The organism is Streptomyces sp. NPDC004327, assembly GCF_042873935.1.
Taxonomy (GTDB): Bacteria; Actinomycetota; Actinomycetes; order Streptomycetales; family Streptomycetaceae; genus Streptomyces.
Genome location: NZ_JBIAME010000001.1, coordinates 1,084,738 through 1,104,320 on the forward strand (window position 1 = coordinate 1,084,738; position 19,583 = coordinate 1,104,320).

Annotated in this window: 16 protein-coding genes; 11 read left to right on the plus strand and 5 right to left on the minus strand. The window is 72.9% G+C overall.

Annotated features, from left to right (window positions below):
- The 4 genes from ACFYU9_RS04710 (at window position 1) to ACFYU9_RS04725 (ending at window position 7,774) form a co-directional block, all read left to right on the plus strand.
- Window positions 1-840 (plus strand): carbohydrate ABC transporter permease, encoded by an 840-nt coding sequence (locus tag ACFYU9_RS04710; RefSeq protein WP_389214623.1) that lies wholly within the window; start codon window positions 1-3, stop codon window positions 838-840.
- 94 nt (window positions 841-934) lie between these two features.
- Window positions 935-2,881: a glycoside hydrolase family 5 protein gene (locus tag ACFYU9_RS04715; protein ID WP_389342359.1), complete on the plus strand. Its 1,947-nt coding sequence runs from the start codon at window positions 935-937 to the stop codon at window positions 2,879-2,881.
- Between the two features lie 33 nt (window positions 2,882-2,914).
- Window positions 2,915-4,660: a beta-galactosidase gene (locus ACFYU9_RS04720; protein WP_389342362.1), complete on the plus strand. Its 1,746-nt coding sequence runs from the start codon at window positions 2,915-2,917 to the stop codon at window positions 4,658-4,660.
- 33 nt (window positions 4,661-4,693) lie between these two features.
- Window positions 4,694-7,774, plus strand: coding sequence for an alpha-mannosidase (locus ACFYU9_RS04725; protein ID WP_389342365.1), 3,081 nt, complete (start codon window positions 4,694-4,696; stop codon window positions 7,772-7,774).
- Here the strand turns inward: ACFYU9_RS04725 and ACFYU9_RS04730 are convergent.
- Together ACFYU9_RS04730 and ACFYU9_RS04735 are read right to left on the minus strand one after the other, a co-directional pair.
- Complete coding sequence (locus tag ACFYU9_RS04730) at window positions 7,741-8,652, minus strand: hypothetical protein (RefSeq protein WP_389342367.1); 912 nt, start codon at window positions 8,650-8,652, stop codon at window positions 7,741-7,743. The two genes, ACFYU9_RS04725 and ACFYU9_RS04730, sit on opposite strands and share 34 nt — an antisense overlap.
- Before the next feature lie 91 nt (window positions 8,653-8,743).
- On the minus strand, window positions 8,744-9,142 hold the full coding sequence (locus ACFYU9_RS04735; protein WP_389214608.1) for a hypothetical protein: 399 nt from the start codon (window positions 9,140-9,142) through the stop codon (window positions 8,744-8,746).
- A 135-nt stretch (window positions 9,143-9,277) separates the two neighbouring features.
- On the opposite strand from ACFYU9_RS04735, the gene ACFYU9_RS04740 reads away from it, so the two are divergent.
- A complete protein-coding gene (locus ACFYU9_RS04740; protein ID WP_389342370.1) occupies window positions 9,278-9,928 on the plus strand; it encodes an HAD family hydrolase in 651 nt (216 codons plus the stop codon).
- Here the strand turns inward: ACFYU9_RS04740 and ACFYU9_RS04745 are convergent.
- The gene (locus ACFYU9_RS04745) at window positions 9,912-10,598 is read right to left on the minus strand and encodes an alpha/beta fold hydrolase (RefSeq protein ID WP_389214602.1); all 687 of its coding nucleotides are present in this window, start codon (window positions 10,596-10,598) and stop codon (window positions 9,912-9,914) included. The genes ACFYU9_RS04740 and ACFYU9_RS04745 overlap by 17 nt on opposite strands.
- A 141-nt stretch (window positions 10,599-10,739) precedes the next feature.
- On the opposite strand from ACFYU9_RS04745, the gene ACFYU9_RS04750 reads away from it, so the two are divergent.
- Window positions 10,740-11,489, plus strand: a complete 750-nt coding sequence (locus ACFYU9_RS04750) for an AraC family transcriptional regulator (protein WP_389342989.1) — start codon at window positions 10,740-10,742, stop codon at window positions 11,487-11,489.
- A gap of 34 nt (window positions 11,490-11,523) precedes the next feature.
- Here ACFYU9_RS04750 and ACFYU9_RS04755 read toward each other — a convergent pair whose 3' ends face one another.
- Both ACFYU9_RS04755 and ACFYU9_RS04760 read right to left on the minus strand, forming a co-directional pair.
- Entirely contained in the window at window positions 11,524-12,690 is a 1,167-nt protein-coding gene (locus ACFYU9_RS04755) for an agmatine deiminase family protein (RefSeq protein ID WP_389342373.1), read from the minus strand.
- 93 nt (window positions 12,691-12,783) lie between these two features.
- The gene (locus ACFYU9_RS04760) at window positions 12,784-13,455 is read right to left on the minus strand and encodes a TetR/AcrR family transcriptional regulator (protein WP_389342376.1); all 672 of its coding nucleotides are present in this window, start codon (window positions 13,453-13,455) and stop codon (window positions 12,784-12,786) included.
- Between the two features lie 151 nt (window positions 13,456-13,606).
- Between ACFYU9_RS04760 and ACFYU9_RS04765 the strand changes: the two genes are divergently transcribed.
- From ACFYU9_RS04765 to ACFYU9_RS04785, 5 genes are all read left to right on the plus strand, one after another.
- Window positions 13,607-15,226, plus strand: coding sequence for a serine/threonine-protein kinase (locus ACFYU9_RS04765; protein WP_389342379.1), 1,620 nt, complete (start codon window positions 13,607-13,609; stop codon window positions 15,224-15,226).
- A 62-nt stretch (window positions 15,227-15,288) separates the two neighbouring features.
- The gene (locus tag ACFYU9_RS04770) at window positions 15,289-15,870 is read left to right on the plus strand and encodes a TetR/AcrR family transcriptional regulator (protein ID WP_389214594.1); all 582 of its coding nucleotides are present in this window, start codon (window positions 15,289-15,291) and stop codon (window positions 15,868-15,870) included.
- A gap of 141 nt (window positions 15,871-16,011) precedes the next feature.
- Window positions 16,012-16,728, plus strand: coding sequence for an urease subunit gamma (gene ureA, locus ACFYU9_RS04775; protein ID WP_389342382.1), 717 nt, complete (start codon window positions 16,012-16,014; stop codon window positions 16,726-16,728).
- Window positions 16,725-18,461: an urease subunit alpha gene (locus tag ACFYU9_RS04780; RefSeq protein ID WP_389342385.1), complete on the plus strand. Its 1,737-nt coding sequence runs from the start codon at window positions 16,725-16,727 to the stop codon at window positions 18,459-18,461. The genes ureA and ACFYU9_RS04780 overlap by 4 nt, the downstream gene beginning before the upstream one ends.
- A gap of 98 nt (window positions 18,462-18,559) precedes the next feature.
- Window positions 18,560-19,573, plus strand: a complete 1,014-nt coding sequence (locus ACFYU9_RS04785; protein WP_389214585.1) for an agmatine/peptidylarginine deiminase — start codon at window positions 18,560-18,562, stop codon at window positions 19,571-19,573.
- The last annotated feature ends 10 nt before the right edge of the window (window positions 19,574-19,583 follow it).

Below are 19,583 nucleotides of genomic sequence, written 5' to 3' on the forward strand. Positions count from 1 at the left end.
ATGAGGACGACCCTGCGGTACGGGCTGCGCCCGACGGCCCGCGGACTGCTGGTGGGGCTGCTGACCCTGGCCTTCCTGGCGCCGTTCTACCTGATGCTGCGCAACGCGCTGATGGACGCCAGGAGCCTCACGTCACCGGAGTGGACCTGGTGGCCGTCGACGATGCACTGGGAGAACTTCACCGCGCTCTTCGACGACCCCACCCTGCACATGGGCCAGGCGCTGGGCAACTCCCTGCTGATCGCCGGGATCACGGCCCCCGTCTCCACGCTCCTGGCCTCCGCCGCCGGCTACGCCTTCGCCCGGATCCCCGTGCCCGGACGCGGAGTGCTCCTCGCGCTGGTGGTCGCCACCCTGATGATCCCCGGCTCGGTGACCTTCGTACCGACCTTCGTGGTGGTCGGATCGATGGGCGGGGTCAACACGTTGTGGGGCGTCATCGTGCCCGGCCTCTTCAACCCCTTCGCCGTCCTCCTCTTCCGCAACTTCTACCTCCACTTCCCGCGCGAGATCGAGGAGGCCGGCCGGCTGGACGGCCTCGGCTGGCTCGGGCTCTACCGCCGGATCGCGCTGCCGTCCTCCGGCGCGATGCTCGCCTCCCTCGGGGCGCTGTCCTTCATCGACAGCTGGAACGCCTTCCTGTGGCCCCTGGTCATCGGCCAGGACCCGTCCGCCTGGACCGCCCAGATCGCCCTGTCCACGTTCCTCACCTCCCAGACCATCAACCTGCCCGGCCTGTTCGCCGGGGCGGTGGTGACCGTTGTCCCGCTGGTGGCAATGTTCCTCATCGCGCAGCGGTACATCGTCGAAGGCATCGCGACCAGCGGACTCAAGGGCTGAGGCACGCCCGATCCGCCCCATGCCGCACCGCCCGCTCCGCACCGCTCGATCCGCACCGTTCCTCTCGCCCCCACACCCTTCGGAGGGAACCGTCATGAGAGCCGTCATCACCGCAGCCCGAGGACTGCCCACCGCGCTCGCCGTCGCCGCGCTGCTCGCCACCGCCGTCCCCGGCGCGGCCGCCGCCGACCCGGCCGCCGCCCCCGCACCCGCCCCCGTCGCCCTGACCGGGCAGCAGCTCGCCGACTCGTGGACCGGACCGCTGTCCACCAGGGGCCGCTACATCGTCGACGCGAACGGCGACCGCTTCAAGCTCAAGGCGAGCAACTGGGCCGGCGCCCAGGGCACCTGGCAGGGCAGCGGCGACGTCGACGACGTCGCCAACCACCAGGCGCGGCAGAAGTCCAACAACATCCCGCTCGGCCTGGACCGCACGCCGATCGACCGGATCATGGCCGACTTCCACGCCGTCGGCATCAACAGCATCCGGCTGCCCTTCGCCAACGCCATGGTCCACGACACCACCCCCGTGCCCGACGCCGCCGTCACGGCCAACCCGCAGCTCAAGGGCAAGACCCCGCTCCAGGTCTTCGACGCCGTCGTCGCGGCGCTGACGGCCGACGGCTTCGCCGTCATCCTCAACAACCACACCACCAGCTACCGCTTCTGCTGCGGCCTCGACGGCAACGAGCGGTGGAACAGCGGCCAGTCCACCGCCCAGTGGATCGACGACTGGGTCTTCCTGGCCAACCGCTACAAGGCCGACAAGCGGGTGGTCGGCGCCGACCTGCGCAACGAGGTCCGCCGCGACACCTGGGACAACCCCAACTGGGGCTGGGGCGACTCGCACGACGAGTACGCCGCCTTCGAGGAGGCCGGCAACCGCATCCTCCAGGCCGACCCCGACATGCTCGTCATCATGGAGGGCATCAACTGGTACGGCATCCCCGCGGCCCCGTTCGACCACGGCCGGCCCATGCTCACGCCGGTGCGCAACCTCTCCAACACCCTGATCAACTCCGGCAAGCTGGTCTACGCGGCGCACTTCTACGCCTACACCGGCCCCGCCAACACCGGCGCCGCCGACGGCAGCGCGGGATCCACCAGTGACCCCCGCTACCAGGACTTCACCCCCGAACAGCTCGCCCAGGTCGTCGACGACGAGGCGCTGTTCGTCACCCGGACCGGCCAGCACTTCACCGCGCCCGTGTGGATCAGCGAGTTCGGCGCCGGCGGACGCGGCTCCGCCAACGCCAAGGAGCAGGCGTGGTGGCGCACCTTCACCGACATCCTGGTGCGCAACGACACCGACTTCGCCCAGTGGCCGCTGGTCGGCTGGAGCGACACCGCGGGCACGCCCAACGACAACTGGGCGCTGATCTCGTACGACTCCACCGGCCGCAAGACGAGCGTCACCGACGCCGGCGACTGGCGCGTCACCGACTGGAACAAGCTGGTCAACGCCCCGTCGCGGACCGGGCAGATCGCCCCCGTCGACCACTGGAACATGCTCGACCTTGACTTCGGCGACCAGAACGTCTCCGCCACCATGCGGGCCAGGCCCGACTGGAGCAGCGGCAACCGCAAGGGCAACTGCCCCGACACCCAGCGCCTGACGGCCCTGGCCCGCAGCTCCAACCGCGGCCTGTGCACGGACGTCCGCCAGCCCGCCAAGTCCACCGGCGCCTGGACGACGGTCACCGACGAGCGCTACGTCACCCACGGCGACTGGGCGAGCGGCTACAACAAGCTCCAGTGCCCCGACAACACCTTCGCCACCGGCTACAGCGTCAACGGCAACGCCATGGCCGCCCTGCTCTGCGCCCCCGCCGACCACGCGCTGCCGCTCAACGGCCGCAACGTCTGGTTCGACCACGGCGACAACCGCCCCGCCACCGGCGGCTCCGTCCAGAGCGACTGGGCACCCGGCTACTACAAGGGCCAGTGCGCCGACGACGAGTACCTCGCCGGCGTCGCCTACACCTGGAAGTGGAACCACGGCGGGGTCCCCGACGCCCTGCTCTGCCGCCCGCTGAACTGACCCTCCCGCGTCCACAGCAAGGAGCACCACGGCATGCCTCGACTGGAGATCGCCGACGACGGATTCCGTCTCGACGGCCGACCCCTGCGCATCATCTCCGGCGGACTGCACTACTTCCGCGTCCACCCGGAGCAGTGGGCCGACCGGCTCCGCAAGGCACGCCTGCTGGGACTCAACACGGTCGAGACCTACGTCCCCTGGAACCTCCACGCCCCCCGGCCCGGTGACTTCCACCTGGACGGAGGTCTCGACCTGCCCCGCTTCCTCGACCTCGCCGCCGCCGAGGGCCTGCACGTGCTGCTCCGCCCCGGCCCCTACATATGCGCCGAATGGGATGGCGGCGGCCTGCCCTCGTGGCTGCTCGCCGAGGACGGCATCGCCCTGCGCAGCCGCGACCCCCGCTTCCTGGCCGCCGTCGACGGCTACCTCGCCGCCCTCCTGCCGGCCGTCAAGCCGTACCTCTCCACCAGCGGCGGCCCGGTCCTCGCCGTCCAGCTGGAGAACGAGTACGGCGCCTTCGGCGACGACGCCGGCTACCTCGCCGACCTCGCCGCCCTGCTCCGCGCCCACGGCACGGACGTCCCCCTGTTCACCTGCGACCAGCCCGCCGACCTGGCCCGCGGCGGCCTCGACGGCGTGCTGCGCACCGTGAACCTCGGCAGCCGGGTGGACGCCGGACTCGCCGCACTGCGCGCACACCAGCCGAGCGGACCGCTGATGTGCTCCGAGTTCTGGATCGGCTGGTTCGACCGCTGGGGCGCCGCCCACACCAGCCGCGACGCCGCCGACGCCGCCGCCGACCTGGACCGGCTGCTCGCCGCCGGAGCCTCCGTCAGCATCTACATGCTCCACGGCGGAACCAACTTCGGCTTCACCAACGGCGCCAACGACAAGGGCACCTACCGGCCCACCGTCACCTCCTACGACTACGACGCGCTGCTCGACGAGGCCGGCGACCCCACCGCCAAGTACGCGGCGTTCCGCGAGGTCATCGCCCGCCACGCGCCCGTCCCCGACGAACCGCTGCCCGCCCCCGCCGCCAAGCTCGCCCCGCTCGCCGTCGCCCTCGACAACAGCGCCGGACTCCTGGAGCACGCGCCGTCGCTGGGCGACGCGGTCGTGTCGCCTGACCCGCTGACCATGGAGGAGCTCGGACAGGACTTCGGCTTCGTGCTGTACGGGACGGAGCTGCCGGCCGGAGGCCCCGCCGTCCTGGCCATCGGCGAAGTCCGCGACCGAGCCCAGGTGTTCGTCGACGGCCAGCCCGTCGGCGTACTGGAGCGGGAGAACCACGAGCACGCCCTCGCCTTCACCGTGCCGCGGCCCGGCGCCCGGCTGACGGTCCTGGTGGAGAACCAGGGCCGGGTCAACTACGGCCCCGGTCTGCACGACCGCAAGGGCCTGCTCGGCGACATCACGCTCAACGGCCGCCCCCTGCACGGCTGGACCAGCCGCCCGCTGCCCCTCGACTCCCTCGACGCCCTGACCTTCGCCCCCGACGCGCCGCGGCCCGGCCCCGCCTTCCACCGAGGCTCCTTCGACCTCGACCGGCCCGCCGACGGATATCTCGCGCTCGACGGCTGGACCAAGGGCCACGCCTGGGTCAACGGCTTCCCGCTCGGCCGCTACTGGTCCCGCGGCCCGCAGAACACCCTCTACGTCCCCGCGCCCGTCCTGCGGCCCGGCCGCAACGAGATCACCGTGCTCGAACTCCACGCCGCCACCACCCGCACCGTCGAGCTGCGCGACCGGCCCGACCTGGGCCCGTCCCAGGATTAGTCCCCTCAGAGACCAGACCCCACGGGAGCCTCCATGCACAGCAGACAGCGCCTCGTCGAGCAGCGCCTGAAGCGGGTCCTCACCGAGCGGATCCGGCCCGCCGTGCACGCCCGCGCCGTCCCGCTCCGGGTGGAGATCTGGGACGTCCCCGGCGAGCCCGTGCCGCTCGCCGAAGGACTGGCGGCGCCGTACCGGCCGGTGTCGGTCGGGCACCGCTGGGGGCCCGCCTGGTCGACCAGCTGGTTCAAGGTCACCGGCCGCGTCCCCGAGGAGTGGGCCGGACAGCGGGTCGAGGCCGTCCTGGACCTCGGCTTCGACGTCACCGGAGCCGGCTTCTCCTGCGAGGGCCTGGTCCACCGGCCCGACGGCACCGTCCTGAAGGCGCTCAACCCGCGCAACGCCTGGCTGCCGGTCGCCGACCCGGCCGCCGGCGGCGAGGAGTTCACGTACTACGTCGAGGCCGCCGCCAACCCGGCCCTGTGCGACAGCCACGAGCCGACCCCGCTCGGCGGCCGGCCGTCCTGGATCACCGGGGCCGGGCCCGCCGGCGACCCGCTCTACCGGCTGCACCGCCTGGACCTCGCAGTCTTCGACACCCAGGTCTGGGAACTCGCCCAGGACCTCGACGTGCTGGGCGGCCTGATGCACGCCCTGCCCGAGACCGACCCCCGCCGCTGGCAGCTGCTGCCCGTCGTCGAACGCGCCCTGGACGTCATCGACCTCCAGGACATCGGCGGCACCGCGCCCGCCGCCCGCGCGGTGCTGCGACCGGCCCTGGCCGCCCCCGCCACCGCCAGCGCCCACCGGATCTCCGCCGTCGGCCACGCCCACATCGACACCGCCTGGCTCTGGCCGCTGCGCGAGACCGTCCGCAAGGTGGCCCGCACCCTCTCCAACGTCACCGGGCTGATGGACGACCACGACGGCTTCCGCTTCGCGATGTCCCAGGCCCAGCAGCTGGCCTGGCTCAAGGAACAGCGCCCCGAGATCTACGCCCGCGTCCGGGAGAAGGCGAAGAGCGGACAGTTCCTGCCCGTCGGCAGTCTGTGGGTGGAACCCGACACCAACATCATCGGCGGCGAGTCCTTCGTCCGGCAGCTCGTCCACGGCAAACGCTTCTACCTGGACGAGTTCGGCGTCGAGACCGAGGAGGTGTGGCTGCCCGACACCTTCGGCTACAACGCGGCCATGCCGCAGCTGATGAGACTGGCCGGCGTGCGCTGGTTCCTCACCCAGAAGATCTCCTGGAACACCACCAACAAGTTCCCGCACCACACCTTCCGCTGGGAGGGCATCGACGGCAGCCGGATCTTCAGCCACTTCCCGCCCGTCGACACCTACAACGCCGAGATCACCGGCGCCGAACTCGCCCACGCCGTCGCCAACTTCCAGGACAAGGGCGCGGCCAACAGCTCACTCCTGCCCTTCGGCTACGGGGACGGCGGCGGCGGACCCACCCGCGAGATGCTCGCCCGCGCCGCCCGGCTGACCGACCTTGAGGGATCGCCGCGCGTCGTCATCGAGCGGCCCGCCGACTTCTTCGCCCGCGCCGAGGCCGAGTACCCCGACGCCCCCGTCTGGGCCGGCGAGCTCTACCTGGAGTTCCACCGGGGCACCCTGACCAGCCAGCTGCGCACCAAGCAGGGCAACCGGCGCAGCGAGCACCTGCTGCGCGAGGCCGAACTCTGGTCGGCCACCGCCGCCGTGCGCACCGGCTACCGCTACCCGTACGAGGCACTCGACCGGCTGTGGAAGACCGTGCTGCTGCACCAGTTCCACGACATCCTGCCCGGCTCCTCGATCGCCTGGGTGCACCGCGAGGCCGAGCGGACCCTCGCCGCCGTCATCGCCGAACTGCGCGGCGTCGTCGACGACGCCCAGCGCGCGCTCGCCGGCACCGGCGACCGTACGGTGGTCTTCAACTCCGCCCCGTACGCGCGCGGCGGCATCCCGGCCCTCGGCGCGGCCGTCCGCCCCGCGCCCGCCGACCCCGCCGTCACCCCGGTGCCCGCCGGGGACGGCTTCGTCCTCGACAACGGCCTGGTCCGGATCGGGATCGACGCGCGCGGCCTCGTCGTCTCGGCGCTCGACCTCGGCACCGGCCGGGAGTCCGTCGCCCCGGGCGCGGCCGCCAACCTGCTCCAGCTGCACCAGGACTTCCCCAACCAGTACGACGCCTGGGACATCGAGGAGTTCTACCGGAACACCGTCCGCGACCTCACCGACGCCGACACGGTCACCGGCGATCCCGGCGGCGTGCGCGTCGTCCGCACCTTCGGCGCCTCGCGCGTCGAACAGCTGCTGTCCCTGCGCGAAGGCTCACGGCGACTGGACGTCGACACCGAGATCGACTGGCACGAGAAGGAGAAGCTCCTCAAGGCCGCCTTCCCGCTCGACCTCCGCGCCGACCACTCCAGCGCCGAGATCCCCTTCGGCCACGTCCGGCGCCCCACCCACACCAACACCAGCTGGGACGCCGCCAAGTTCGAGATCTGCGCCCACCGCTACCTCCACGTCGGCGAACCCGACCGGGGCGCCGCCCTCGTCAACGACTCCACCTACGGCCACGAGGTCACCCGCGACGTCCGCCCCGACGGCGGCACCACCACGACCGTCCGCCTCACCCTGCTGCGCGCGCCCCGCTTCCCCGACCCGGACGCCGACCAGGGCCACCACCGGCTCCGCCACTCCCTGGTGATCGGGGCCGGTCTCGCCGACGCCATCCGCGAGGGCTACGCCCTGAACCTGCCCGAACGCACGGTCCGCGGCGCCGACGGCGCCGACGGCGCCGCCCCGCTCGTCTCCGTGGACCACGCCGCGGTCGTCATCGAGGCCGTCAAGCTCGCCGACGACCGCTCCGGCGACGTGGTCGTCCGTCTGTACGAAGCCCACGGCGCTCGCGCCCGGGCCGTCCTGACCACCGGTTTCCCCCTCACCGGCGTGACGGTGTGCGACCTCCTGGAGCGACCCCTCGGCCCGGACGCGCAGACGGCCGCCGTCCGTTCGGGTCCGGACGAGGCCGGGCTGTCGCTGCGGCCCTTCCAGATCCTGACCCTGCGCCTCGGCGCCGGGCCGGGCGGTCAGAGCGCCGGGAAGGAGATCCGGATGCCGTAACGCCGCTCCAGCTCGTGGATCCTGGCGGGCAGCGTGGTGCCGAGCGCCGTGATCTCCGCACGGTGAGCGGCACGGAAACGCTCCGCGAGCGGCTTCCGCAGCGCGGTGCGGACGTCGTCGACAGGCTTCATGCACTCCGCGTAGGCGCCGGCCAGGGCGTGCTCACCGGCGCTGTCACCGGCCTGCAGACGCTTGTCGACGAGCGCGAAGAAGGCGTTCTCGTCCCGTGCCTCGACCTTGTGCCCGGCCAGGCACGGCCCGAAGCCCCCGAGCGCGGCGACGACCCCGGGGGCGGTCCGCAGCGACGACTCCTCCTGGAACCACTCGCCCTGCACCTTCAGATACAGCGAACGCAGGCTCTGGTCCACGCCCATGCCGGTCCGCATGCAGCTCTCCTGCACCTGCTGCCCGGCGCCCTCGGCAGGGCGGTCCTTCGAGCCGTCGGCCGCGCCGGGCACGATGACGCCGTTGAAGCCGTTGCGCGCGATGAACGGCAGATCGGGGATGTCGGAGAAGCGCACGAAAGCCGGCGGCTCGTGCGGCGGCGCCGGCGTCTCGCGCTCGGCTAGGCAGCGCCGTACCGCCGTGTCCGCGGCGAGCCGCCCGAAGGCGTCGAGCCCCTGCGTCCAGCGGGTCTGCGCGCCCGTCGCCGGAAGCACCATGTCCGCGACGTCCACGGGCATCGCGGAGGTGACCGGGACGGTGGCGGCGGGAGGCCCCGGGAGGGTCTGGCGCACCGGGGCCGCAGACGGCCCGGACGCGCCGGACCGGCCGTCGGACGGTCCGGAACACGCGGTCAGACCGGCCAGGACACCGGCCGCGACGAGAAGCGGCGCCGTCCGGGCGGCCGCGCGCGAGAGCGGGTTGCGGCGGGGCATCGTCCCCGAACCTCCGTTGGTGCGTGATGGGTTGCGTCGTGCCCGGCCGCCATGAGGACGGCCGGGCACGCGATACGGTGCGACCGGAAGGTCAGTGCGCGACCTGAACGGCGCTGCCGTAGGTGTTGAACGCCGAGACGCCGAAGTAGCGGCCCGTCGACAGGTCGGAGATCAGGATGTACTGGTTCACCGAGTAGCTGCCGTTCGAGATCCACTGGTACGGGCGCGAGGCCCACACCCACGAACCGGAGGCGTTGACGTACTGCGCGCGGTACGAGTCGCCGCTGGCGCCACCGGACGCCCACGCCTCGGTCACCTGCACGTCGTGGCAGCCGCTGCCGGACTTCTGGACCACGCTGTACGTGCCCCAGTGACCCGCGGTCAGCCAGTCGCGCTGGCAGCCGTCGGCCGCGGAAGCGGAGGGAGCGAACGCGACCAGCGAGGTCGCGACGGCGCCGGCGACGGCCAGCGCGGCCTTGAGCTTCTTCATGAGGAGATCCCCTTCTTCCCGAGAACGCCGCCCTGGTCAGCGGGGCGGCGAGGACCACTCTCGCGGCGGGCACCCTTACACGTATTGGACGAAAGCGCATGACTCGCACGGCCGTTGGGCGTCTATGCTGCCGAGATGATCAAGCCGATTGAACTCGTCATATTCGACTGCGACGGCGTGCTGGTCGACAGCGAACGCATCGCCGCCCGCGTCCAGGTCGCCCTCGGCGCGGAGCTCGGCTGGCCGCTCACCGAGGAAGAGGTCGTCGACCGCTTCATCGGCCGCTCCCACGCCGCCATCCGCGAACAGGTCGCCGCCCGGCTCGGCGAGGAGACCGCCGCGATCTGGTCGGAACGGTTCGAACAGCGGCACCGCGAGGCCGTGGACGCCGACCTCGCCGCCGTCGACGGACTGCCCGAGGCCCTCGCCGCGATCACCCTGCCCACCTGCGTGGCCTCCAGCGGCTCCCATGACAAGATGCGCCACGCCCTCGGCCGCACCGGCCTCTACGACCACTTCGCGGGCCGCATCCACAGCGCCACCGAGGTCTCCCGCGGCAAACCCGCCCCCGACCTGTTCCTGCACGCCGCCCGGAGCATGGGAGTCGATCCCGCCGCATGCGCCGTGGTCGAGGACAGCCGCCCCGGCGTCGAGGCGGCCCGCGCCGCCGGCATGCGCGCCTTCGGCTACGCCGGCGGACTCACCCCGGCCGAACGGCTCGCGGGCCCCGGCACCACCGTCTTCCACGACATGCGGGAGCTCCCCGCGCTCATCCTCGGGCGGTAGCCCCGCCGTCGAGCAGCAGCGCGGCGACCGCCTCGGGGGCCTCGTGCATCACGTCGTGGCCGGTGGCCAGGTCGTGCACCCGCCATGCGGGATCGGCCCTGAGCCGGGTGCGGAGGCCTGCGAACGGGGTCCGGTCCTCCCATCCCGAGCAGTAGACGTACTCCCGGCGGGGGACCCGGGCGTGCCGGCCCGTGAGCCGGATCGTCTGCAGGAACGCGGCGAGGGGATGGGGACGTCGACGGGGATCGCCGCCGTCCGGCGGCCGGACCGCATAGCCGCAGGTCGCGGCGCCCGAGGCGAACAGGTCCCGGAAGTACTCGTTCGCCGACGACCAGCACGACTCGCCGTCGCGCGGTACGAAGGCGTCGAGATACACCAGACGCGAGATCCGGCCGCCGGCGCGATCGGCGGCGGCCGTGATCACCATTCCGCCGTAGCTGTGGCCGACCAGTGTCGCGTCGGTGAGGCGGGTGCGGTCGAGGAGCCGCAACACGTCGTCGGCATGCGTGTCGAGGTTGGCGGTCGCGACCGTCGCCTCGTCGTCGTCCGGCCGCAGACCGGTCAGGGTCAGCGCGTGAACGGCATGACCGGCACGCTCCAGGAGCGGAACCACCGCCTCGAACGACCAGGAACCCTTCCAGCCGCCGGGCACGAGAACGAACGTCGCCATCTGTCTCCCCTTTCGCGCGGCCCGGAGGCCGCTCCGTGGACAGATAGTCTCGCCAGACCAAGCGACGGCCCGTTACCGATAGGACGCCAACTGATGCCCGTTCACGGCCGATCTCGGCCGGTCACCGCCCTGACGTCACGGATGTGGCCGTCCGGCGGGCGCCATCTCTGGCCGTCCGGCGGGACGAGCGCGGCGCAGTCGCACACACGGGGACATCTGGTGTACGCGGCCGGCGGCGTCCTGTCGGTGCACACCGAGCGCGGCACGTCGATCGTCCCCGCCAACCGTGTCGCCTGGACCCCCGCCGGGTTCACGCACCACCACCGCGCCCACGGCGACACCGACATGCGGATCGTCTTCCTCGAGCCGTCCCTGGCCCGGCTCGTAACCGGCCACCCCGCCGTGTTCCTGGCCTCCGGTCTCGCACGCGAGGCCCTCCTCGCCCTGACCGGCCCGCGCACCGACGACGACACCGCGCCGGACCGCAGCCCCGCCGCACGTTCGCGCCTCCTGCGCGTCCTCGTCGACGAGCTCCGCGAGGCACATGAACAGCCCCTGCACCTGCCGGAGCCACGGGACGACCGGCTGCGGGCCGTCGCCCGGCGGCTGTACGAGGATCCGTCGGACAACGCCACGCTGGCCGACCTCGGCAAGGCGGTCGGAGCCGGCGCCCGCACCCTCAGCCGGCTGTTCCGCAGCGAACTCGGCATGACCTTCTACGAGTGGCGCACTCAGCTCCGCATCCACCACGCGCTCGTACTCCTCGCCGACGGCCACGACACCACCCGGACCGCCCATGCCTGCGGATGGGCCAACCCGAGCGGCTTCATCGCGGCGTTCACCGGCATCGTCGGCACGACGCCGGGCCGCTACCGGACCGGTGGCCGGTGAGAGCCGCCGGTTCCTGGCGGCGGTCAGGGGGCGCTCAGGCGGCGGGCTTGCCGGGCTGGTCGTGAGTGGAGCAGTGGATGCCGCCGCCGCCGGAGGCGATGGTGTCGATCTGCAGCTGCACGATGTCCCGCTTGGGGAAGTGCCCCTGGAGGATCGCCTTCGCCCGGGCGTCCGCCTTCCTGTCGCCGAATTTGGGCAGGAAGACGGAGTCGTTGGCGATGTAGAAGTTCGCGTACGTCGACACGAAGTCGTCGCCCCGGCCGGTGATCTTGTCGAGGTCGGGCTGCGGCAGGTCGATGATCTCGAAGTGCCGGCCGCGGGCGTCGGTCGCCTTCTCCAGCACGGCGCGCGCCTGGTCGGCCGAGCGGGACCAGGAGTCCGGGGGAGTGCCGGGGAACGCCTGGTCGAGGAGGACGACGCCGGGCGCGGTGAAGCGGACGAGGCTGTCCACGTGCGCGTCGGTGATGTCCTCGCCGCGGACGCCCGCCAGCCAGACCACCTTCTCCACGCCGAGGGTGTCGATCAGCTCGTCCTCGATCCGGTCCCGGCTCTTGCCGGGGTTGCGGTTGGCGTTGACGATCGAGCTCTCGGTGATGAGGAGGGTGCCCTCGCCGTCGGTCTCGAAGGACCCGCCCTCGGCGACCAGCGGCGCCTCCTCGCGGGGGATGCCGTACTTCGCGAGCAGCTTCCGGCCCACCTGGGCGTCGTTGGCGTGCTCCTGCTTGTCGCCCCAGCCGTTGAAGTTGAAGTCGACGCCGAGGAGCTTGCCGCCGTCCTCGGTGAAGACCGGGACGATGTCACGGGCCCACAGGTCGTCGTTGGCGAGCGGGATGACCTCGACCTGGGAGCCGCAGGCCCGCTGGGCCGCCGCGACCTGTTCCGGGCGGGCGATCATCACCACGGCCTCGTACTCCGCGACGGCGCGGGCGATGCGCGCGATGTCCTGCCGCACGTAGGGCAGGTCCTCCTCCCAGACGGAGGCGAGCGCCGGCCAGGACATGAACGTACGCGCGTGGCTCTCCCACTCGGCACCGAAGCGCCGCTCGCCGCCCGCGCCGCTGGGCGACCCGCTGGTCGCCCCGGCCGGGGCGGAGCCCTCGGAGCCGTCCGGGCCGCAGGCCGTGGCGCCGAGGGCGAGGGCTCCGCCGATGCCGGCGAAGGCGCGCAGGGCGGTGCGCCGGGTGGGGAAGGCGAAGGACACGGGTGCTCCGATCGTGGGGGGCGGGTGCGTGGTGGCGGTGGTGGCCGTGGTGATGGCGGTGGTCGTGGTGCCACTCTGACACTGACTGAATTTTCAGTCAAAGCATAGAGGCCGGCTGTGTGTGCCGGTGCGCACCTGCCCGCCCCGGCGTGTCCGCAGCCCCTCGATCTCCGCCCCGATCGCGTCCCGCAGCAGCTCACGGGCGTGCCCGACCGGCAGCACCCCGATCAGCCAGCGCGTGCTCAGGCCCTCGACGAGTACGGTGAGCCGTTCCGCCGCCGCGGACAGGGCGGCGCCGGACGCGGCCGGTACGACCCGACCGAGGAGTTCCGCGATCTCCCGGGTCCAGGCCCGGCCGGCCCGCGCGAGCCCGTCCCGCAGCTCCGGCTCGAAGACCGCGCCGCCCCGCAGCTCGCCCCACGCGATGCTGTTCTCGCGCACCTCGGGGACGTCCTGGAGCTCCCGGAGCAGCCGGCGCTCCAGCTCGCGGACCCGGTCCTCGCGGGCCGGCTCCTCGCGGGCCGGGCCCTCGCCGGCCCGGACGCCCGGCCCGGTCGGCGCGCCGCCGGTGTACCGCTCGGCCCGGTCCCCGATGAAGCCCAGGGTGTGGTGCAGCAGGCGGGCGCGGTCGCCGAAGTGGTAGTAGACGAGGGCCTTGGAGACCCGCGCCTCGGCGGCCAGCTCCTCCATGCGCAACCCGCGCACCCCACGGCGCGCGATCACCCGGGCGGCGGCTTCGAGGATCGTCGTCTTCCGGTCCTTCACCCTGTGCTCCTTCGTGGCACGGTGCCCGCCACCTCGTTCTCTGAGCTCGTCCATGTTGACTGAAACTTTAGTCAACGGGCACGATCGGGCAGGGCGCGTTCCGCGCACCCGCGATTCGTCGCTCCCCTCCCCGCCGCCGAAAGAGCCACCCATGCCCTTCCCCCAGCCGTCCGGGGCCCCGTCTTCCGGCAGTCCGCTCTCCGGCGGCCGGCCGGACCACCCGCCGCTGTCGCCCGACGACCCCCGGGAGATCGGCGGCTACCGGCTGCACGCCCGGCTCGGCTCCGGCGGCATGGGCGTCGTCTATCTCGCCCACACCCCGGGCGGCCGGCCCATCGCCCTGAAGGCGGTCCGCGAGGACTTCGCCACCGACCCCGAGTTCCGCCGCCGCTTCGCCCAGGAGGTCGAGAGCGCGCGTCGCATCCACGGCCTGTTCACCGCGCAGGTGGTGGACGCCGGCGTCGACGCCGCCGTGCCCTGGCTCGCCACCGCCTATGTGCCCGGCCCCTCCCTCCAGCAGGTGGTCGAGCGGCACGGCCCGCTGCCCGCCCGCTCCGTCCTGTTCCTCGTCGCCGGGATCGCGGAGGCCCTCCAGGCCATCCACGGCGCGGGCGTGGTGCACCGCGACCTCAAGCCCGCCAACGTGCTCGTGGCCGAGGACGGCCCGCGGGTCATCGACTTCGGCATCGCACGGGCGGCGGACGCCACCGGGCTCACCGGGACCGGCCTGCGGATCGGCACCGCCGCGTACATGGCGCCGGAGCAGGCCCTCGGGCACCCCGTCACCCCCGCCACGGACGTCTTCGCGCTCGGCGTCCTCGCCGCCTACGTCGCCGGCGGCGTCCTGCCGTTCGGCACCGGACCCGAGTCGGCCGCCCTGTACCGCGTGGTCCACGAGCCGGCCGACCTCTCCCGCGTACCGGGCGAGCTGCACCGGCTCGTCGAGCGCTGCCTCGCCAAGGACCCCGGACGGCGTCCCAATCCGGCCGAGCTGATCGCCGCCGTGCGCGCGCACCCGGCCGCGGGCCCGTCGCCGGAGTCCGGGCGGGGATGGCTGCCCGGGCCGGTCGACGAGGAGATCGCGCGCCGGGCGGCGGAGCCCGTCGGGCCCGGCTCCGCCGCGTTCCCCGAACCGACGCTCCTCGACGGTGCCCCCGCCCACGACTGGCCGACGCGGGCGGCGCCGGCGCCCGCGCCCGCGTCGGCGCCGGACCGGGCCGCGACGGACGCCGCCGGGCACGCCGAGCCGTCCGCGCGCGGTCGGCGAAGAACCTCCCGGCGCGGCCGCACGGCCCTGGTGGCGACGTCCGCCGGTGTCCTCGCCGCGCTCGGGGCGGCGGCCGGGGGCGTGTACTGGCTCACCGGCCCCGGGCGGGACGGCGGCGGATCCGCGGCCGCGTACACGCCGGGATACGCGGGGGTCGAACTCACCGCCCCCGACGACGGCTACGAGTTCGACCTGGCCGCGGGGAAGGTCACGCCCGCCGAGACGGCCGACTGGTACCTCGCCCCGGACAAGAACGGTTTCGTGCTGCCCGACGACGCCGACGCCTTCGTCGCCTCGGGATACGAGCTGAGCCCCGCCGACTGCGACCGCGGCATCGAGACGGAGCCGGTGACGACCCTGTCGTACGACGACCTCGCCGACGAGCGGCCGTTCTGCGTGCGCTCCGCCGACGGCCAGCGGCTCGTCGTGGCACGGCTGGTGGCGGCCGACCGGGCCGGCGGACCGGTCACCGTCGAGCTCGGCCAATTCCGCCGTGACGGATGACCGCACCGGCGGTGCCGGGACAGGTGCGCGCGGGTCCGGGCGGGCCGGATAGGGTTCATGACATGGCGTCTCGCAGTACTCAGATCCTGGAAGCGGCCGCCCGGGTGATCGCCCGGCGCGGGGTCCGCGGCCTTCGCGTGGAGGAACTGGCGGAGGAGGCCGGGGTGTCCACCGGCCTGATCTACTACCACTTCAAGGACCGCACCGGAGTACTGCGCCAGACACTGGAGTTCATCAACGACCGCGCCGAGCGGTACACCACGGCCCAGGGCCCGGACGCGGAGCCGCTGAGTCCCCGTGAGGAACTGGACCAGGTCCTGCTCCTGGAGCTCCAGGACACCCCCGAGGTGCGCGAGAACAGCACCGCCTGGGGTGAACTGCGGGCCAGCGCCGTCTTCGACCCCGTGCTGCGCGAGGACCTCGCCCGGGCGACTCTGGTGTGGGTGCAGGAAGTCGCCGCCCTGCTCGGCCAGGTGTATCCGCTCGCGCCGGCGGCCATGCTCGCGGCCGCCGCCGAACGGCTCACGGCGCTGCTCGAAGGTCTGAGCATGCGCTGGCTCAGCGGCGGCCTCGCCGTCGATCACGCGCGCACCCTCATGGCCGAGGCCATCGAGGTGGAACTGGCGCGCCTGCGGCAGCGCTGACCGCTCGCTCTTCGACGCGCACCGATGGGTGCGGTGCCGTTCTCCCGGGAACGGCACCGCACCCATCGGCATTTCCGGCTCCGTTTCCGTTCTCGTTCCCCAAGTATTGACTGAAAATTCAGTCAGTGCCACAGTGCCGACATGCCACTGACTCCCACCGAGCGGGACCGGCTGTTGCTGTTCACCGCCGCCGAACTCGCCCGGGCCCGCCACGCGCGCGGCCTCAGGCTCAACATCCCCGAGGCGACCGCGATCGTCGCGGACACCGTCTGCGAGGCCGCCCGCGACGGGCTGCGCCTCGCCGAGGCGATCGACCGGGGCCGCGCGGTCCTCGGACCGGACGACCTGCTGCCCGGCGTCTCCGACGTCGTCACCGAGATCCAGGTCGAGGCGGTCTTCGACGACGGCACCCGGCTCGCCGCCGTCACCCAGCCGTTCGGCGCCGAGGAGCGGAACGACGCCGCCCCCGGAGCCGTACTGCCCGGCCCCGACCTCCCCGTCGCACCCGAGCCGGTCGTCACCCTCGCGGTCCGCAACACGGCGACCGTGCCGGTCAGCGTCACCTCGCACTTCCACTTCTTCGAGGCCAACCCGCGCCTCGACTTCGACCGCGCCGCCGCCTACGGCATGCGGCTCGCCGCCCCGGCCGGCGCGTCGACCCGCTTCGACCCCGGCCGGACCGTCGACGTGGGCCTCGCCCCGATCGGCGGCGCCCGCGTGGCCCTCGGCTTCGCCGGCCTGGTCGACGGCCCGCTGGACGCACCCGGGGCGAAGGAGGAGGCCCTGCGCAGGGCCGCGGCCTGCGGATACCTGGGCGCGGCCGAACACCACGACACGACCGAAGGGGCAGGGGCATGAGCCGACCCACCCGGCACGCCGACCACTGCGCCCCCGGGCGCAGCCGCCACATCGACCCGCACGAGTACGCCTCCGTGCACGGCCCGCGCGCCGGTGACCGGGTGCGGCTGGGCGACTCCGGCCTCGTCGTGCGCGTCGAGTCCGACTCCCAGAAGCCCGGCGACGAGTTCCTGGCCGGCTTCGGCAAGACCGCCCGCGACGGCCTGCACCTGAAGGCCGCCGCGGTACGGGAGACCTGCGACGTCGTGATCACCAACGTGGTCGTGATCGACGCGGTGCTCGGCATCCTCAAGACGTCGATCGGCATCCGGGAGGGCCGCATCCACGCGATCGGGCGGGCCGGGAATCCCGACACCGTCGACGGCGTCGACGTCGTCGTCGGCACGGGGACGACGATGATCCCGGGGGAGGGGCTGATCGCCACGGCCGGCGCCGTCGACACCCACGTCCATCTGCTCTCGCCGCGGATCATGGAGGCGTCGCTCGCGAGTGGTGTCACCACGATCATCGGGCAGGAGGCGGGCCCGAGTTGGGGCGTCGGCGTCAACTCGCCCTGGGTGCTGAAGCACGCGTTCAGCGCCTTCGACGCCTGGCCGGTCAACATCGGCTTCCTGGGCCGGGGTTCGTCCTCGGACCCGGCGCCGCTGGTCGAGGCGCTCGCGGAGGGCGGCGCGTCCGGCTTCAAGGTCCATGAGGACATGGGCGCGCACGCCCGGGCGCTGGACGCCGCGCTGCGGGTGGCCGAGGAGCACGACGTGCAAGTGGCTCTGCACAGCGACGGGTTGAACGAGTGCCTGTCGGTCGAGGACACCCTGGCGGTCCTGGAGGGCCGGACGATCCACGCCTTCCACATCGAGGGCTGCGGCGGCGGACACGTGCCGAACGTGCTGAAGATGGCGGGCGTGCCGAACGTCATCGGCTCTTCCACCAATCCGACCCTGCCCTTCGGCCGCGACGCGGTCGCCGAGCACTACGGCATGATCGTCTCCGTCCACGACCTGAAGACGGACCTGCCCGGTGACGCGGCCATGGCGCGCGACCGGATCCGGGCCGGGACGATGGGCGCGGAGGACGTCCTGCACGACCTCGGCGCGATCGGCATCACCTCCTCCGACGCCCAGGGCATGGGCCGGGCCGGCGAGACCGTGCGCCGGACCTTCGCCATGGCCGGGAAGATGAAGGCCGAACTCGGGCCCCTCGAAGGCGACGGCCCGCACGACGACAACGCGCGCGTCCTGCGCTACATCGCCAAGCTCACCATCAACCCGGCGATCGCCCACGGCCTCGCCCACGAGATCGGCTCCGTCGAGGTCGGCAAGATGGCCGACATCGTGCTGTGGCGGCCGGAGTTCTTCGGCGCCAAGCCCCAGATGGTCATCAAGAACGGCTTCCCCGCCTACGGCGTGACCGGCGACCCCAACGCGGCCACGGACACCTGCGAACCCCTGGTCCTCGGCCCGCTGTTCGGCGCCCACGGCGCCGCGCCCGCCGATCTGTCGGTGGCGTTCGTCGCGCAGGCCGCCGTCGACCTGGGGTCGGACCTGATGACGACCCGCCGGCGCCGCGTGGCCGTGCGCGGCACCCGCGGCATCGGCCCCGCCGACCTGCGGCTCAACTCGCGCACCGGCGACGTCCAGGTCGACGGCCACACCGGCCTCGTGACCCTCGACGGCGTACCGATGCGCTCGGAGCCCGCGCGCGAAGTCTCCCTGAGCCGCCTCTACTTCCTCTGACCCTCCCGTTCCCGACCGCACTCATACATGCCCCAAGCCTTGACTGAAAATTCAGTTAGGCCTCACCATCCTTCTCGACGACCGAAAAGAGATCTCCGATGACCGGATTCCGTATGCCCGCCGAGTGGGCCGAGCACGAGGGCTGCCTGATGGCCTGGCCGACCCGCCAGGACCTGTGGGGCGGTGAACTCGACGCCGTCAAGGCGGAGTACGCCGAGGTCGCCCGTGCCATCGCCCGCTTCGAGCCCGTCACGATGGTCGCCCCGCCCGGCTCCGCCGACGACGCCCGCGCCCACTGCGGCGACGACGTCACCGTCGTGGAACTCCCGCTCGACGACTCCTGGTTCCGCGACTCCGCCCCGCTGTTCGTGCTCGACGGCGAAGGACGCCGGGCCGGCGTCGACTTCCGCTTCAACGCCTGGGGCCGCAAGCACCACCCGTACGACTCCGACGACCGCGTCAGCGCCCTGATCCTGGACCACCTCGGCGTCGAGCGCATCGCCTCCGGGATGATCCTGGAGGGCGGCGCGATCACCGTCGACGGCGAGGGCACCCTCATCACCACCGAGCAGTGCCTCCTCCACCCCAACCGCAACCCCGACCTGAGCCGCGAGCAGATCGAGGCCGAGCTGAAGCAGCGGCTCGGCGTCGAGAAGGTGATCTGGCTGCCGTACGGCGGGCTGCTCGACACCGAGACCGACGGCCACGTCGACGGCGTCTGCGCCTTCGCCGCCCCCGGCACCGTCGTCGTCTGTCTGCCCGACGACCCCGAGCACCCGGATTACGCCCGGATGCGCGCCAACCGCGCCGTCCTCGCGGCGTCCACCGACGCCAAGGGCCGTGCCCTGGCGGTCGTCGACGTCCCGCAGACCGCGTTCGCCGAGGTCGCGGGCGGCCGCGTCGAGGTCTCGTACCTCAACTACTACGTCGCCAACGGCGGCGTGATCGTCCCGGTCGCCGGCGTGCCCCAGGACCTGGCCGCCCTGGAGGTGATCGCCGGCGCGTATCCGGACCGGAAGGTCGTGGGCGTCCCGGCACCCGTCATCGCCTACGGCGGTGGCGGCGTCCACTGCATCACCCAGCAGATCCCGGCGGTCCGCACCGACGCGTAGCCCCCCACGC